This window comes from Pseudomonas aeruginosa (assembly GCF_001457615.1).
GTDB classification, from domain to species: Bacteria; Pseudomonadota; Gammaproteobacteria; order Pseudomonadales; family Pseudomonadaceae; genus Pseudomonas; species Pseudomonas aeruginosa.
On the sequence record NZ_LN831024.1, the window covers coordinates 5,330,238 to 5,345,226 of the forward strand.

Annotated in this window: 14 protein-coding genes and 1 pseudogene; 10 read left to right on the forward strand and 5 right to left on the reverse strand. The window is 67.0% G+C overall.

Annotation, left to right across the window (positions count from 1 at the left end):
* Positions 1 to 67 precede the first annotated feature (67 nt).
* Positions 68 to 580 carry a DUF4136 domain-containing protein gene (locus AT700_RS24520; RefSeq protein WP_003100166.1) on the forward strand — a complete coding sequence of 171 codons (513 nt, stop codon included), beginning with the start codon at positions 68 to 70 and terminating at the stop codon, positions 578 to 580.
* A gap of 3 nt (positions 581 to 583) precedes the next feature.
* Here the strand turns inward: AT700_RS24520 and AT700_RS24525 are convergent, their stop codons facing one another.
* Positions 584 to 1,033: a DUF4345 family protein gene (locus tag AT700_RS24525; protein WP_003095105.1), complete on the reverse strand. Its 450-nt coding sequence runs from the start codon at positions 1,031 to 1,033 to the stop codon at positions 584 to 586.
* A 248-nt stretch (positions 1,034 to 1,281) separates the two neighbouring features.
* Here AT700_RS24525 and AT700_RS24530 point away from each other — a divergent pair, with 248 nt between their 5' ends.
* Positions 1,282 to 1,731 (forward strand): DUF411 domain-containing protein, encoded by a 450-nt coding sequence (locus AT700_RS24530; protein ID WP_023113424.1) that lies wholly within the window; start codon positions 1,282 to 1,284, stop codon positions 1,729 to 1,731.
* A 58-nt stretch (positions 1,732 to 1,789) separates the two neighbouring features.
* Here AT700_RS24530 and alaC read toward each other — a convergent pair whose 3' ends face one another.
* The gene (alaC, locus tag AT700_RS24535; RefSeq protein WP_003100170.1) at positions 1,790 to 3,025 is read right to left on the reverse strand and encodes an alanine transaminase; all 1,236 of its coding nucleotides are present in this window, start codon (positions 3,023 to 3,025) and stop codon (positions 1,790 to 1,792) included.
* 169 nt (positions 3,026 to 3,194) lie between these two features.
* Here alaC and AT700_RS24540 point away from each other — a divergent pair, with 169 nt between their 5' ends.
* Positions 3,195 to 4,049, forward strand: a complete 855-nt coding sequence (locus AT700_RS24540; protein ID WP_048521690.1) for a PhzF family phenazine biosynthesis protein — start codon at positions 3,195 to 3,197, stop codon at positions 4,047 to 4,049.
* A 67-nt stretch (positions 4,050 to 4,116) separates the two neighbouring features.
* Positions 4,117 to 5,009, forward strand: a pseudogene (locus tag AT700_RS24545) (neutral zinc metallopeptidase).
* Between the two features lie 21 nt (positions 5,010 to 5,030).
* Here AT700_RS24545 and AT700_RS24550 read toward each other — a convergent pair.
* Complete coding sequence (locus AT700_RS24550; protein ID WP_003100175.1) at positions 5,031 to 5,507, reverse strand: SecDF P1 head subdomain-containing protein; 477 nt, start codon at positions 5,505 to 5,507, stop codon at positions 5,031 to 5,033.
* Positions 5,508 to 5,920: 413 nt separating this feature from the next.
* Between AT700_RS24550 and AT700_RS24555 the strand changes: the two genes are divergently transcribed.
* Together AT700_RS24555 and trmA are read left to right on the forward strand one after the other, a co-directional pair.
* On the forward strand, positions 5,921 to 7,216 hold the full coding sequence (locus tag AT700_RS24555) for an NCS2 family permease (RefSeq protein WP_003095114.1): 1,296 nt from the start codon (positions 5,921 to 5,923) through the stop codon (positions 7,214 to 7,216).
* Entirely contained in the window at positions 7,213 to 8,304 is a 1,092-nt protein-coding gene (gene trmA, locus AT700_RS24560) for a tRNA (uridine(54)-C5)-methyltransferase TrmA (RefSeq protein ID WP_003116071.1), read from the forward strand. The genes AT700_RS24555 and trmA overlap by 4 nt, the downstream gene beginning before the upstream one ends.
* 31 nt (positions 8,305 to 8,335) lie before the next feature.
* On the opposite strand, the gene sfsA is transcribed toward trmA, so the two are convergent.
* Positions 8,336 to 9,043 (reverse strand): DNA/RNA nuclease SfsA, encoded by a 708-nt coding sequence (sfsA, locus tag AT700_RS24565; protein ID WP_003100180.1) that lies wholly within the window; start codon positions 9,041 to 9,043, stop codon positions 8,336 to 8,338.
* On the reverse strand, positions 9,043 to 10,215 hold the full coding sequence (locus AT700_RS24570) for a pyridoxal phosphate-dependent aminotransferase (protein WP_023088604.1): 1,173 nt from the start codon (positions 10,213 to 10,215) through the stop codon (positions 9,043 to 9,045). Before AT700_RS24570 ends, sfsA begins: the two co-directional genes overlap by 1 nt.
* A 192-nt stretch (positions 10,216 to 10,407) precedes the next feature.
* Between AT700_RS24570 and dksA the strand changes: the two genes are divergently transcribed.
* From dksA to cbrA, 4 genes are all read left to right on the forward strand, one after another.
* Positions 10,408 to 10,854, forward strand: a complete 447-nt coding sequence (dksA, locus tag AT700_RS24575; protein WP_003095122.1) for an RNA polymerase-binding protein DksA — start codon at positions 10,408 to 10,410, stop codon at positions 10,852 to 10,854.
* Between the two features lie 67 nt (positions 10,855 to 10,921).
* Complete coding sequence (gene gluQRS, locus AT700_RS24580; RefSeq protein WP_048521691.1) at positions 10,922 to 11,803, forward strand: tRNA glutamyl-Q(34) synthetase GluQRS; 882 nt, start codon at positions 10,922 to 10,924, stop codon at positions 11,801 to 11,803.
* 69 nt (positions 11,804 to 11,872) lie between these two features.
* Positions 11,873 to 12,049, forward strand: a complete 177-nt coding sequence (locus AT700_RS24585; protein WP_003095129.1) for a hypothetical protein — start codon at positions 11,873 to 11,875, stop codon at positions 12,047 to 12,049.
* Positions 12,033 to 14,984: a two-component system sensor histidine kinase CbrA gene (gene cbrA / locus AT700_RS24590; protein ID WP_058207842.1), complete on the forward strand. Its 2,952-nt coding sequence runs from the start codon at positions 12,033 to 12,035 to the stop codon at positions 14,982 to 14,984. Before AT700_RS24585 ends, cbrA begins: the two co-directional genes overlap by 17 nt.
* Positions 14,985 to 14,989: the final 5 nt, after the last annotated feature.

A 14,989-nucleotide genomic window follows, 5' to 3' on the forward strand; every position in this document is an offset into this window, starting at 1 on the left:
GGGCGGCAAGCCGCGAGGCAACGGCTAGGCTTGCGGCACAAAGATAAAAAAGAGGAAGGAACGCGCCATGCGCCGATTCAGCCTGCGCTTCGTCCTGCTGCTCCTGTTCGGCCTGCTGCTCTATGCCTGCCGCAATGAACCGGGCCCCGTACGGCTCGCCCCTGGCGTAACAGCGGCGGATTACCGGACTTTCTTCATCCAGGCGGTACGCGCCGAGGGGCACCGCATCGACTTCGAGGAGCGTTTCGATACGGCCGTGCGCCGCGCCCTGGAGGCCAAGGGCTATCGCTACCACGCGGAACACGGCGACCTGCGGGTGATCTACGCCCTCGGCCTGCAACGCCAGCCGGGCCTGGAAATGCGCCCGGTGATCACCCAGGATGGCGTCTTCACCCAGACCCAACTGACCGAAGACACCGAGGCCAGGCTGGCGCTGCGCATCCTTGACGAAAGCAACGGCAGGGTCCTTCTGGAAAGCGTGCTGAGCCGCCAACTGCACGATCCGGCGCTGACCCAGGAAGCGTTCGACCGCGGCGTCGCGCAGTTGCTGAAGGACTTCCCGAGCCGCAGTCAACCTTGAATGTCACAGGCCGTCGAAGTCGTCCTCGCGACGCTCGGCGCTCTCGCCGGGTGCCGACAGCCGGGGCGGCCGCCGTTGCAGCCACCACAGGGCGGCGATCCCCAGGGCAGCCATTGCGCCGCGGAACAGCAGGCCGAACAGGTTGCCGTCGGCCTCCATCCCGCCCTCGATCCAGGCAATCAATAGCCGCGACAGGGTCAGGATCGATTGCAGCAGCACTACCAGGATCAACGCCGGCTGCACCAGCGAAGCCCGGCGCAGGGCGAACAGCAGGAACAACGCCAGGGCGAACTGATGGCCGCCATAGAACACCCGCGCATCGCTGACCGCCGAAGGCTCCATCAGCAGCATGCCACTGAGATTGGCCATCTCGTAGGGACGCACCCAGTACAGCACTCCCAGCGCGCCCCATACCAGCGCCTGAACCAGCAAAACCAAACGGGCGAAGAGCATCCCCTTTCTCCTCGGGCCTGTTGCCCCAGCGGTCAGTTCGACACCGGCGGCGAACGCCCCGGCAACCCTAAGGACAGCAGACCCAAACCGCGCCGACGAGTTCGCTGCGACAATCCGTCCCTGCCCAACGGCAACCCGGCGCGGCGGGCAGCGCATCGCTTCGTCACAAGTGGATACAGCTCACCGGCTGGGTGGCGGCGGGTGCCAGCGGTATGCTCCCGGCATTCGCTCGCAGCAAGGAGAATCCCATGCGCCGCTTCGCACCCCTGGCCGTCCTGGCCGCCACCCTGCTCCACGGTTCCCTGGTCCAGGCCGCCGAACCGCTGGCCATCGACGTCCACCGCGACGCCAACTGCGGCTGCTGCAAGGACTGGATCAAGCACCTCGAAGCCAACGGTTTCAAGGTCACCGACCATGTGGAAGCAGACATGAGCGCAGTCAAGAGCCGTCTCGGCGTGCCCTACAGCATGGGCTCCTGTCATACCGGAGTGATCGACGGCAAGTTCGTCGAAGGCCACGTGCCGGCAGCCGACATCCTCAAGCTGCGCGAACGCGCCGACCTGGTCGGCGCCGCCGTACCGGGCATGCCGGTCGGCTCGCCGGGCATGGAAATGGACGACCGCCAGGACGCCTACCAGGTCGTCGGCCTGACCAGGAGCGGCCAGGCCTCGGTACTGGCGGAGTACCCGGGACGCTAACGAAAACGCCGTTTTCCCTGGGGAAAACGGCGTTTTTCCTTGTAGCAGGACGTGAGGATCACTCCGCCAGGCTATCGACCTTCCTCTGCGGCGACAGCAGCCCGTCGGCGCGGAACATCGCCTTGATCCCGCGCACCGCCTGGCGCAGGCGGTCGCGGTTCTCGATCAGGGCGAAACGCACATGATCGTCGCCGTAGTCGCCGAAGCCGATCCCCGGCGACACCGAGACCTTGGCGTCCTGCAACAGCTTCTTGGCGAACTCCAGCGAGCCCAGATGCGCGTAGGGCTCGGGGATCTTCGCCCAGACGTACATCGAGGCCTTCGGGTTCTCCACCATCCAGCCGGCCTCGCGCAGCCCCTTCACCAGGACGTCGCGGCGCTGCTGGTACTGCCGGGCGATATCGCGGACGCACTGCTGGTCGCCTTCCAGAGCGGCAATGGCCGCCACCTGCAGGGGCGTGAAGGTGCCGTAGTCGTGGTAGCTCTTGATCCGCGCCAGGGCCGAGACCAGCTCGGGATTGCCGACCATGAAGCCGATCCGCCAGCCGGCCATGTTGTAGCTCTTCGACAGGGTGAAGAACTCCACGGCGATATCCTTGGCACCCGGTACCTGCATGATCGACGGCGCTTTCCAGCCGTCGTAGACGATGTCTGCATAGGCCAGGTCGTGCACGACCATCACGTCGTACTGCTTGGCCAGCGCCACCACGCGCTCGAAGAAGTCCAGCTCGACGCACTGCGCGGTAGGGTTGGAGGGGAAACCGAGAATCATCATGCGCGGCTTGGGAATCGATTCGCGGATCGCCCGTTCCAGCTCGTTGAAGAAATCGATGCCCGGCACCAGCGGCACCGAGCGCACCTGGGCGCCGGCGATCACCGCACCGTAGATGTGGATCGGATAGCTCGGGTTGGGCACGAGGATGGTGTCGCCATGGTCGAGGGTCGCCAGCATCAGGTGCGCCAGGCCTTCCTTGGAGCCGATGGTGACGATGGCTTCGCTTTCCGGGTCGATCTGCACGTCGTAGCGGTCACGGTACCAGTGCGAGATGGCCCGGCGCAGGCGCGGGATGCCACGCGAGGTGGAGTAGCCATGGGTGTCTTCGCGCTGGGCGACGGTGCAGAGCTTCTCGACGATATGCGGCGGGGTCGGCCCGTCGGGATTGCCCATGCTCAGGTCGATGATGTCCTCGCCACGGCGACGAGCGGCCATCTTCAGTTCGGCGGTGATATTGAAAACGTAGGGGGGAAGGCGGTCGATGCGCGCGAAACGGCGCGCAGGGCGTGATTCAGCCATGCTGTCCTCGGAGTAACGTAAGCGCCCGGAACCGTCCGAGCGACGCCGACCGCTGCGGCGGCCTGGAAAGCGCAAGCCAGGCGCTTTCTTGTCGGCGAACATAAAGGCCGATAGGCTGCTTGTCGAGTCCCCCCTCGCGTTTTTCATTCCATTTCACAGGAAAAGGCCCATGTCCCGACGCTACTGGCAACTCGATGTGTTCGCCGAGCGTCCGCTCACCGGCAACGGTCTGGCCGTATTCGACGACGCCAGCGCCCTCGATGACGCCGCCATGCAGGCCTGGACCCGCGAACTGCGCCAGTTCGAGTCGATCTTCCTGCTGCCGGGCAACGACCCACGGGCCTTCCGCGCACGGATCTTCACCCTGGAGGAAGAACTGCCGTTCGCGGGCCACCCGCTGCTCGGCGCCGCCGCCCTGCTCCATCACCTGCGCGGCGGCGACAACGAACAGCACTGGACGCTGCACCTGGCCAGCAAGTCGGTGGCCCTGCGCAGCGTGCGGGCGGGCAGCGGTTTCTACGCCGAGATGGACCAGGGCCGCGCCGAATTCGGCGCCACCCCGGACGCCGGGACCTGCCGCTGGTTCGCCGAAGCCTTCTCGCTATCGGCCAACGACCTGTCCGGGCATCCGCCGCGGGTGGTGAGCACCGGCCTGCCCTACCTGCTCCTGCCGGTGACCGCCGAGGCACTGGGTCGAGCCCGTCAGGTCAACGATTTGCAAGAAGCCCTGGATAAACTCGGCGCGGCGTTTGTCTATCTGCTCGACGTCGACGGGCGCGAGGGCCGCACCTGGGACAACCTGGGGCTGGTGGAAGACGTGGCTACCGGCAGCGCTGCCGGTCCGGTCGCCGCCTACCTGGTGGAATACGGGCTTGCCGCGCGCGGCGAACCCTTCGTCCTGCACCAGGGACGCTTCCTCGACCGGCCGAGCCGACTCGACGTCCAGGTCGCGACAGACGGTAGCGTAAGGGTCGGCGGCCACGTCCAACTGCTCGCCCGCGCCGAGCTGCTGACCTCGGCCTGACGGTCGGGGTGGCGCTGGCGGCGGACGACGACAACACTGAAGAAGCGAAACGTACAGGAGAACCGCCATGCTCTGGCGCAAAGGACGACGCAGTGACAACGTGATTGATGCCCGGGGCGAAGGAGGCGCAGGCGGCGGTGGCGGCATGCGCATCGGCGGCAAGGGCCTCAGCCTGGGTGGGGTGGCCATCGTGGTGGTGGTCGGCCTGCTGATGGGCCAGGACCCGATGCAGATCCTCGGGTCGCTGCTCGGCCAGATGGACAGCCCGGCGCCGGCCACCCAGCAGCAGGCCGGCGGTCGGGCCCGGCGGCCAATGACGAGCAGAGCGAGTTCGTCCGCTCGATCCTCGGCGACACCGAGGACACCTGGGAACAGATCTTCGCCAGCGGCCAGGCACAATACCAACAGCCCAAGCTGGTGCTGTTCAGCAATGGGGTGAATTCCGCCTGCGGCTTCGCCTCGTCGGCCACCGGGCCGTTCTACTGTCCGGCCGACCGCCGGGTCTACCTCGACCTGGAGTTCTTCCGCGAGATGGAACAGCGCTTCTCCGCCGCCGGCGACTTCGCCCAGGCCTATGTGATCGCCCACGAGGTCGGCCACCACGTGCAGAACCTGATGGGCATCTCGGCCAAGATCAACGCAGCCCGCCAGCGCGGCGCGCGCATGGAGGGCGCCAACGGCCTGTCGGTACGCCAGGAACTGCAGGCGGACTGCTTCGCCGGGGTCTGGGCCAACCGTGCACAGCAGCGGCTGAACTGGCTGGAGCCGGGCGACATCGAGGAAGCCCTGAACGCCGCCAACGCCATCGGCGACGATCGCCTGCAACGCCAGGGCCGCGGCATGGTGGTGCCGGATTCCTTCACCCATGGCTCCTCGGCGCAACGCATGCGCTGGTTCAAGACCGGCTTCGAGAGCGGCTCGCCGGCCAGTTGCGATACCTTCAAGGCCCAGACGCTCTGAGCCTCGCCGCCAGCCGGGCGCTTAGCGCCCCGGCTGGCTTCCCAGCGCATTCAACTGATCGGCCAGTTCCCTGGCCTCGTAGACCGAAGCCAACCCGTCGAGATAGACCTTGCCGTTGCGGATCGGCTCGCGCACCCGCGGCGCCAGGCGCAGGCGCCCGTCCACCAGTACCGCGAGAGTGCGCCCCCGGGCCTCGCCGGTCAGCGCGGCCAGGCGGCGGGCGGCCGGTTCGGTGAAGGTGACTTCGACGCCGGGTCGACCGTTCTGGTCGTACAGGACCTCGGCGCGGAGTACGTCAGCCTGGGTCAGGCTGGGCTTCAGCGCCACCAGCATGGCCTTGCCCTGCGGGTCGGCCAGGGTGCGGAACGCCGCGGAAGGCGTACTGGCGGTGGCATAGACCCCGAAGCTGTGCTGCGGGATCGGCAGCGGATCGCTGGCGCAGGCGGCCAGCAGCAGCGCCAGGCCCAGCGGAAGGAGTGCGAGTTTCGAGCGTTTCATGATGAGGTACTGCAGAAAACCTGGGCGGAGCGTCCGTCCGGACGCCAACGCCTATGTTAACGCCGACCGCGCCGGGCGGGCGAGCAGGCCCTTCCGCGAGGCGACGATCGACTAGACTGGCGGAAATTCACCCCTCTCCCGCGAACTGGTATGATGCGCGCCTTTTCGAGCCGTATGAACCCCACGCAGGCCGCCGCGAGGCCCCTGGCGTGCGTGGGTCGTTTCATGCGGCTCGCGCATTTTCGGGACTCAGCCGTCTGCCGGGATCGTTCGCGATACCGCGCCGACGAGACAGCGATGCAACGCCCGCCACGCGGAAATTCGGTTTTCCCTGGTCGGCGGCCGGCTCCGCGGCCGGCCACTTCTGCTGGCGCCATGGGGATCGTTGCAGAGCACATTCAGGGGAATCCAACATGCTGGAAAAGCTGTTTCAACTAAAGGCGCACAACACCACGGTGCGCACCGAGATCCTGGCGGGGATCACCACCTTCCTGACCATGGCCTACATCCTCTTCGTCAACCCGAGCATCCTCGGCGAGACCGGCATGGACAAGGGCGCGGTGTTCGTCGCCACCTGCCTGGCAGCGGCCATCGGCTCGACCATCATGGGCCTGATCGCCAACTACCCGATCGCCCTGGCCCCCGGCATGGGCCTCAACGCCTTCTTCACCTACACCGTGGTGCTGCACATGGGCCACAGCTGGCAGGTCGCGCTGGGCGCAGTGTTCATTTCCGCCACCATGTTCTTCCTGCTGTCGATCTTCCGCATCCGCGAATGGATCATCAACAGCATCCCCCTGCCGCTGCGCTCGGCGATCGCCGCCGGCATCGGCCTGTTCCTCGCACTGATCGCCCTGCAGAACGCCGGCATCGTGGTGGACAACCCGGCAACCCTGATCGGCATGGGCGACCTGACCAAGCCGGCGCCGATCCTCGCCACCCTCGGCTTCATCCTGATCGTCGCCCTGGAGGCGCGTAGCGTCACCGGCGCGGTGCTGATCGGTATCCTGGTGGTCACCGCCATCGCCATCCTGCTCGGCGTGACCCAGTTCGGCGGCGTGGTCTCGATGCCGCCGTCGCTGGCGCCGACCTTCCTCCAACTGGACATCAAGGGCGCGCTGGACATCGGTCTGGTCAGCGTGATCTTCGCCTTCCTCTTCGTCGACCTGTTCGACAACTCCGGCACCCTGATCGGCGTCGCCAAGCGCGCCGGACTGATGGGCAAGGACGGCCACATGCCGAAGATGGGCCGCGCGCTGATCGCCGACAGTACCGCCGCCATGGGCGGCTCGCTGCTGGGCACCTCGACCACCACCAGCTACATCGAGTCCGCCGCGGGCGTCAGCGCCGGCGGCCGCACCGGCCTGACCGCCATCGTCGTCGCCATCCTGTTCCTTCTCGCGCTGTTCTTCGCCCCGCTGGCCGGCAGCGTACCGGCCTTCGCCACCGCCCCGGCGCTGCTCTTCGTCGCCGTACTGATGGCCTCGGGCCTGGCAGAGATCGACTGGGAAGACATCACCGTCGCCGCGCCGGTGGTCGTCACCGCGCTGGCCATGCCGTTCACCTATTCGATCGCTACCGGCATCGCCTTCGGCTTCATTTCCTGGACCGCGATCAAGGTGCTGTCCGGGCGCTGGCGCGAACTGAACCCGGCGCTGGTGATCCTCTCCGTGCTGTTCGTGATCAAGCTGGGCTTCTTCAACGCATGAGCCGTCCACAGTTCGACCCCAGCGCCTACGCCGCGCAACTGGAAGACAAGAAGTCCCGCCTCGCCGGATTGCTGGCCCCGTTCGCGGCACCCGCGCCGGAGGTCTTCGAGTCGCCGCGCGAACATTACCGGCTGCGCGCCGAATTCCGCCTGTGGCGGGAAACCGGCAACGAGAAGCGTCACTACGCGATGTTCGAGCAGGGCGACAAGCACACGCCGATCCTGATCGAGGATTTCCCCATCGCCAGCCGCCGCATCAACGAACTGATGCCGCGCCTGAAGGCGGCCTGGGCCGACCCGGCGCTGGGCTTCAAGCTGTTCCAGGTGGAGTTTCTCACCACCCTGGCCGGCGACGCGCTGATCACCCTCTGCTACCACCGGCCGATCGACGACGCCTGGCGACAGGCAGCGGAAAAGCTCGCGGCGGAACTGGGCGTGAACCTGGTGGGGCGTTCGCGCGGCAAGCGCATCGTCGTCGGACGCGACTATGTGGAGGAGGAACTGTCGGTCGCCGGCCGGCGCTTCCGCTACCGCCAGCCCGAGGGGGCTTTCACCCAGCCCAACGGCGAGGTCAACCAGAAGATGCTCGGCTGGGCCTACGAGGCGCTCGGCCAGCGCGACGACGACCTGCTCGAACTGTACTGCGGCAACGGCAACTTCACCCTGCCCCTGGCCACCCGGGTACGCAAGGTGCTGGCCACCGAGATCAGCAAGTCCTCGGTCAATGCGGCGCTGGCCAACCTGGCCGACAACGCGGTGGACAACGTCAGCCTGGTGCGCCTGTCGGCCGAAGAGCTGACCCAGGCGCTGAACGAGGTTCGCCCGTTCCGCCGCCTGGCCGACATCGACCTGAAGAGCTACGCCTTCGGCAGTGTCTTCGTCGATCCGCCACGAGCCGGCATGGATCCGGACACCTGCGAGCTGGCCCGACGCTTCGAGCGCATCCTGTACATTTCGTGCAACCCGGAAACCCTGGCGCAGAACATCGCCCAACTGCACGACACGCACCGGATCAGCCGCTGCGCGCTGTTCGACCAGTTCCCCTACACCCACCACATGGAAAGCGGCGTCCTGCTCGAACGCCGCTGAGAGTGGCCGCGCCCCACGGCGCGGCCGTGCCTCAGAGTCGCACCGGGAGGCGCCGCGCCAGGTGCAATCCTTCCGTCGTCACCTCGGCGCCATAGGCCAGCACCTCGACGCCCGCTTGCGCCGCCTCGCGCAACGCCTTGCCATAGGCTGGATCGATCTCGTCGGCGGGGCGCACCGCCTCGACCCCGGAAAGGTTCACGCAGTACAGCTGCACCGCGCGGATCCCCTCCCGCGCCAGCGCCGCCAGTTCGCGCAGGTGCTTGGCGCCGCGCAGCGTCACCGCGTCGGGAAAGGCCGCCACAGCGGTTTCGTCGAAGCCCAGGGTGACGCTCTTCACCTCGATGAACAGTGCGCCCGTGGGGTATTCCAGGCGAAAGTCGGCGCGACTGTTCTCCACGCCGTAGGCCACTTCCCGGCGCAGAGCGGTGAAACCGGCAAGCTCCGCGATGTCCCCGGCCAGCAGCGCCTCCTCTACCAGGCGGTTGGCCCGCGCCGTGTTGACGCAGGCCAGGCGGCCCTGCGGAGTCTCGCTCAGCTCCCAGGTCCCCGGCAGCTTGCGCTTGGGGTCGTTGGAGCGGCTGAACCAGACCCGGCAACCTTCGCTCATGCAATTGAGCATCGAACCGGTATTCGGACAGTGGATAGTCAGGCGCTCGCCGCCGGCGCTCTCGATATCGGCGAGGAAACGCTTGTAGCGACGCAGCAGGCGGCCTTCTTCCAGTGGCTGCTCGAAACGCATCAGGGCCGCCAGTTCTTCAGGCCGCGGGCGATCCGCTCCACCGCTTCCTGCAGGCGCGGCAGGTTCTGGGTATAGGCGAAACGCACGTGGTGGCCGGCCTGGTGGCGGCCGAAATCCAGCCCCGGAGTGAAGGCCACGTGCTCGGTCTCGATGAAGTGCTTGCAGAAGGCGTAGGCATCGCCGCCGAACGCACTGATATCGGCGTAGAGATAGAAGGCGCCTTCCGGCTCCACGGCGATTCCGAAACCCAGCTCGCGCAGGGCCGGCAGGAGGAAGTCGCGACGGCGGGCGAACTCTTCGCGACGCTCTTCGAGAATGGCGATGGTGGTCGGCTCGAAACAGGCCAGCGCGGCCTGCTGGGCCATGCTCGGCGCGCTGATGTAGAGGTTCTGCGCCAGCTTCTCCAGCTCAGGTACCGCCGCTGCCGGCGCCACCAGCCAGCCCAGGCGCCAGCCGGTCATGCCGAAATACTTGGAAAAACTATTCAGGACGAAAGCGTCGTCGTCGACTTCCAGCACCGACGTGGCGTCCACGCCATAGGTCAGGCCGTGATAGATCTCGTCCACCACCAGGTGCCCGCCGCGGGCCTTCAAGGCGCCCGACAGGCCGGCCAGTTCGTCGCGATCGAGCAGGGTCCCGGTCGGATTCGCCGGCGTCGCCACCAGAGCGCCTACACTGTCTGAATCCCAGTGCCGCTCGATGAGATCCGGTGTCAGTTGGTAACGGCTGTCCGGCCCCACCGGCACCAGTTGCGCGGCGCCTTCCACCAGGCGCAGGAAATGCCTGTTGCACGGGTAGCCCGGGTCGGCGAGCAACCAGTGGCGGCCGGGGTCGACCAGCAAGCTGCTGGCCAGCAGCAGGGCTCCGGAACCGCCCGGAGTGACCAGCACGCGCTGTGGGTCGAGGTCGACCCCGTAGCGTTCGCCGTAGAATTTCGCGATCGCCTCGCGCAGCGCCGGCAGGCCGCGGGCGGCGGTGTAGCGGGTATGCCCGGCGGCCAGGGCGGCGCGCCCGGCCTCGACGATCGGCTTGGCCGTGGTGAAGTCCGGCTCGCCGATCTCCAGGTGGATCACATCGTGGCCGGCGGCCTGCAACTCGTTGGCCCGCGCCAGCAGGGCCATGACATGGAAAGGCTCGATGGCCCGACTGCGCGCGCTATAGGAGGTAGCCATGGATATTCCGAACTTTGCGAGGAAAAACCGATTCTAACCAAGCCATTACGCGGGCGACACCAGCCTCGACAACCGGGAGTAGCGCCAAGGTTATCGTTCTGGTAAGTTCGCCCGCTTGCGACCGCGGGGCCGGAGAGCCGGCGAGGGAACCCTGCCGCGGACAGGATTAGCGAAAGTGAGAGGCGGCCATTCATGTCCACCAAAGCAAAACAACAGAGCAGCCAGCAGATGACCCGCGGCTTCGAACCCTATCAGGAAACCAAGGGCGAGGAGTACATGAGCGAGCGCATGCGCGCGCACTTCACCGCGATCCTGAACAAATGGAAACAGGAGCTGATGGAAGAGGTCGACCGTACCGTGCATCACATGCAGGACGAAGCGGCCAACTTCCCCGATCCGGCCGACCGCGCCAGCCAGGAAGAAGAATTCAGCCTGGAACTGCGCGCCCGCGACCGCGAGCGCAAGCTGATCAAGAAGATCGACGAGACCCTGCAACTAATCGAAGACGAAGAGTACGGCTGGTGCGACTCCTGCGGCGTCGAGATCGGCATCCGTCGCCTGGAGGCGCGCCCCACCGCGACCCTCTGCATCGACTGCAAGACCCTCGCGGAAATCCGCGAGAAGCAACTCGGCTCCTGAGCCGGACCGACGGGGCGCCAAGGCGCCCCGTTTCGTTTCCGCCGTTCCCCGCCGCACCGCCCGCGCCATGACCTCTTCCTATGTAGGCCGCTTCGCCCCGACGCCCAGCGGCTACCTGCACTTCGGTTCCCTGGTGGCGGCCGTCGCCTCCTACCTGGACGCGCGTGCCGTCGGCGGCCGCTGGCTGGTGCGCATGGAGGACCTCGACCCGCCCCGCGAAGTCCCGGGCGCCCAGCAGGCGATCCTGGAAACCCTGGAGCGCTACGGCTTCGAATGGGACGGCGCGGTGGAGCGGCAGAGCGAACGCTTCCCGGCCTACGCCGCAGTGGTCGAGCAACTGCTGCGCAGCGGCCTGGCCTACGCCTGCACTTGCTCGCGCAAGCAGCTTGAGGGATTCGCCAGGATCTACCCGGGCTTCTGCCGCGACGCCGGGCACGCCCGCGAGGATGCGGCGATCCGCCTGCGCGTGCCGGAGCTGGAATATCGCTTCGTCGACCGCGTGCAGGGCGAAGTCCGCCAGCATCTCGGCCGCGAGGTCGGCGATTTCGTCATCCAGCGCCGCGATGGCTTCTACGCCTACCAACTGGCGGTGGTGCTGGACGACGCCTGGCAGGGCATCACCGACATCGTCCGCGGCGCCGACCTGCTCGACTCGACCCCGCGCCAGCTTTACCTCCAGGAATTGCTGGGGTTGAGCCAGCCGCGCTACCTGCACGTGCCGCTGATCGTCCAGCCGGACGGGCACAAGCTCGGCAAGTCCTACCGCTCCCCGCCACTACCCGCCGAGCAGGCCGCCGCGCCGCTGACCCGCGCCCTGCGCGCGCTCGGCCAGCGGCCGCCGGCCGAACTGGCCCAGGCCAGCGCCAGCGAGGTGCTGGCCTGGGGCGTCGCGCACTGGGACGCCACGCGCATCCCGCGCTGCGCTACCCTTCCCGAGGAACGCCTGTAGCCCGCCCGGCGGCTTGCCGGCACCCACCCGCAGCCTGTAGCCTGCCGGCCCAAGCATGAGGGAAGCGGCATGTACATCTACCGACTGGTCCTGCTCCTGGTCGTGGGCATCTATCTCTTTTCCCCCGCCATCATGGACTGGTGGATCGACCCCAACGGCGCCTGGTACCGCCCGTACCTGCTGTGGCTGATCCTCATCGTGGTCACTTTCATCCTGCAGAGCCAGCGCGATGCTGACGAGCTTTAGCCTGACCCAGCTGATCCTGATCAGCGTCGCCTACCTCTCCACCCTCTTCGGCATCGCCTGGATCACCGAGCGCGGCTACGTGCCGCGCCGGCTGGTACGCCATCCGCTGGTCTACACCCTGTCGCTGGGCGTCTACGCCAGTGCCTGGGCGTTCTACGGCACGGTAGGCCTGGCCTACCAGTACGGCTATGGGTTCCTCGCCATCTACCTGGGGATTTCCGGGGCCTTCCTGCTCGCCCCGGTGCTGCTCTATCCGATCCTCCGGGTGACACGCGCCTACCAACTGTCCTCGCTGGCCGACCTCTTCGCCTTCCGTTTCCGCAGTACCTGGGCCGGCGCCCTGACCACGCTGTTCATGCTGATCGGCGTGCTGCCGATGCTGGCCCTGCAGATCCAGGCGGTCACCGATTCGATCAGCATTCTCACCCGCGACCCGGCCCAGGAGCGGGTCGCGTTCGTCTTCTGCACCCTGATCACCCTGTTCGCGATCCTCTTCGGCGCTCGCCACATCGCCACCCGCGAACGCCACGAGGGACTGGTGTTCGCCATCGCCTTCGAGTCGCTGGTCAAGCTGGTGATGCTCGGCAGTATCGGCCTCTACGCCCTGTACGGCGTCTTCGGCGGGCCGGAAGGCCTGGAAGTCTGGCTGCTGCAGAACCAGACCGCGCTGACCACCCTGCACACGCCGCTGGCCGAGGGTCCATGGCGAACGCTGCTGCTGGTGTTCTTCGCCGCGGCCATCGTGATGCCGCACATGTTCCACATGATCTTCACCGAGAACCTCAACCCGCGCGCGCTGATTTCCGCCAGCTGGGGCCTGCCGCTGTTCCTGCTGCTGATGAGCCTTGCGGTACCGCCGATCCTCTGGGCCGGGCTGCGCCTCGGCGCCTCGACCACACCGGAGTACTACACCATCGGCCTCGGCCTGGCGGTGGACAGCCCGGCCCTGGCCCTGGCCGCCTTCATCGGCGGCATCTCCGCCGCCAGCGGGCTGACCATCGTGATGACCCTGGCGCTCTCGGGAATGGTCCTCAACCACCTGGTGCTGCCGCTCTACCAGCCGCCGGCGCAGGGCAACATCTACCGCTGGCTGAAATGGACCCGGCGCCTGCTGATCGTCGCCATCATCATGGCCAGCTACGCCTTCTACCTGCTGCTGGGCGCCGAACAGGACCTCTCCAACCTGGGCATAGTGTCCTTCGTCGCCACCCTGCAATTCCTTCCCGGCGCCCTCTCGGTGCTGTACTGGCCGACCGCCAACCGCCGTGGCTTCATCTCCGGGCTGATCGCCGGCATGCTGGTCTGGGCGATCACCATGCTGCTGCCCCTGATGGGGAACGTACAGGGCCTGTACCTGCCGCTGTTCGACGTGATCTACGTGCTGGACGATTCGAACTGGCACCTGGCGGCGCTGTCCTCGCTGGCGGCCAACGTGCTGGTATTCACCCTGGTGTCGCTGTTCACCGAGGCCAGCGACGAGGAAAAAGGCGCCGCCGAGGCCTGCGCGGTGGACAACGTACGCCGTCCGCAACGCCGCGAACTGTTCGCCGGTTCGCCGCAGGAGTTCGCCAGCCAGTTGGCCAAGCCGCTGGGCGCCAAGACCGCGCAGAAGGAGGTCGAGCAGGCCCTGCGCGATCTCCACCTGCCCTTCGACGAACGTCGCCCCTATGCCCTGCGTCGCTTGCGCGACCGCATCGAGGCGAACCTTTCCGGGCTGATGGGACCCAGTGTCGCCCAGGACATCGTGGAGACCTTCCTTCCCTACAAGACCAGCGAAGAAAGCTACGTCACCGAGGACATCCACTTCATCGAGAGCCGCCTGGAGGACTATCACTCCCGGCTGACTGGCCTGGCTGCCGAACTCGACACCTTGCGCCGCTACCACCGGCAGACCCTGCAAAACCTGCCGATGGGCGTCTGCTCCCTGGCCAAGGACCAGGAAGTGCTGATGTGGAACCGCGCCATCGAGGAACTCACCGGGGTCGGCGCGCAGAAGGTCGTCGGTTCGCGCCTGTCGGCCTTGCCCGAACCCTGGAAGGGCCTGCTGGAACGTTTCATCGACGCCCCCGACGAGCACCTGCACAAGCAGCGCCTGGTCTACGACGGCCACACCCGCTGGCTGAACCTGCACAAGGCGGCCATCGAGGAACCCCTGGCGCCGGGCAACAGCGGCCTGGTGCTACTGGTGGAAGACCTCACCGAAACCCAACTGTTGGAAGACAAGCTGGTCCACTCCGAGCGCCTGGCTTCCATCGGCCGCCTTGCCGCCGGGGTGGCCCACGAGATCGGCAATCCGATCACCGGCATCGCCTGCCTGGCGCAGAACCTGCGCGAGGAACGCGAAGGCGACGGCGAGCTGACCGAAATCAGCGAGCAGATCCTCGACCAGACCAAGCGCGTATCGCGCATCGTCCAGTCGTTGATGAGCTTCGCCCACTCCGGCAGCCACCTGCAGGCCCTGGAACCGGTGTGCCTGAGCGAAGTCGCCCAGGAGGCCATCGGACTGCTGTCGCTGAACCGGCGTAGCGTCGAAGTAGAGTTCTTCAACCTCTGCGATCCGGCGCACTGGGTCGAGGGAGACTCGCAGCGCCTGGCCCAGGTGCTGATCAACCTGCTCTCCAATGCTCGCGACGCCAGCCCGCCGGGCGGCGCGATCCGGGTCCGCAGCGAAGCCTCGGAACATACCGTGGACCTGGTCGTCGAGGACGAGGGCAGCGGCATTCCGAAGGCGATCATGGACCAGTTGTTCGAACCGTTCTTCACCACCAAGGACCCCGGCAAGGGGACCGGGCTCGGCCTCGCACTGGTCTATTCGATCGTGGAAGAGCATTATGGACAGATAACCATCGAGAGCCCGACGGATCACCAGCGAGAAGGCGGCACCCGCTTCCGCGTGACCCTGCCGCGGCACCCTGGCCCGACGGCCGAGCTGTAGACGAG

Bases quoted from the DNA above. Each gene is read 5' to 3' on its own strand.
- AT700_RS24540 (WP_048521690.1), top strand. From the start codon at position 3,195: ATGTCCCGACGCTACTGGCAACTCGATGTGTTCGCCGAGCGTCCGCTC.
- sfsA (WP_003100180.1), bottom strand. From the start codon at position 9,043: ATGCGTTTCGAGCAGCCACTGGAAGAAGGCCGCCTGCTGCGTCGCTAC.
- AT700_RS24520 (WP_003100166.1), top strand. From the start codon at position 68: ATGCGCCGATTCAGCCTGCGCTTCGTCCTGCTGCTCCTGTTCGGCCTG.
- AT700_RS24530 (WP_023113424.1), top strand. From the start codon at position 1,282: ATGCGCCGCTTCGCACCCCTGGCCGTCCTGGCCGCCACCCTGCTCCAC.
- AT700_RS24585 (WP_003095129.1), top strand. From the start codon at position 11,873: ATGTACATCTACCGACTGGTCCTGCTCCTGGTCGTGGGCATCTATCTC.
- dksA (WP_003095122.1), top strand. From the start codon at position 10,408: ATGTCCACCAAAGCAAAACAACAGAGCAGCCAGCAGATGACCCGCGGC.
- AT700_RS24525 (WP_003095105.1), bottom strand. From the start codon at position 1,033: ATGCTCTTCGCCCGTTTGGTTTTGCTGGTTCAGGCGCTGGTATGGGGC.
- AT700_RS24555 (WP_003095114.1), top strand. From the start codon at position 5,921: ATGCTGGAAAAGCTGTTTCAACTAAAGGCGCACAACACCACGGTGCGC.
- cbrA (WP_058207842.1), top strand. From the start codon at position 12,033: ATGCTGACGAGCTTTAGCCTGACCCAGCTGATCCTGATCAGCGTCGCC.
- alaC (WP_003100170.1), bottom strand. From the start codon at position 3,025: ATGGCTGAATCACGCCCTGCGCGCCGTTTCGCGCGCATCGACCGCCTT.
- AT700_RS24570 (WP_023088604.1), bottom strand. From the start codon at position 10,215: ATGGCTACCTCCTATAGCGCGCGCAGTCGGGCCATCGAGCCTTTCCAT.
- gluQRS (WP_048521691.1), top strand. From the start codon at position 10,922: ATGACCTCTTCCTATGTAGGCCGCTTCGCCCCGACGCCCAGCGGCTAC.
- trmA (WP_003116071.1), top strand. From the start codon at position 7,213: ATGAGCCGTCCACAGTTCGACCCCAGCGCCTACGCCGCGCAACTGGAA.
- AT700_RS24550 (WP_003100175.1), bottom strand. From the start codon at position 5,507: ATGAAACGCTCGAAACTCGCACTCCTTCCGCTGGGCCTGGCGCTGCTG.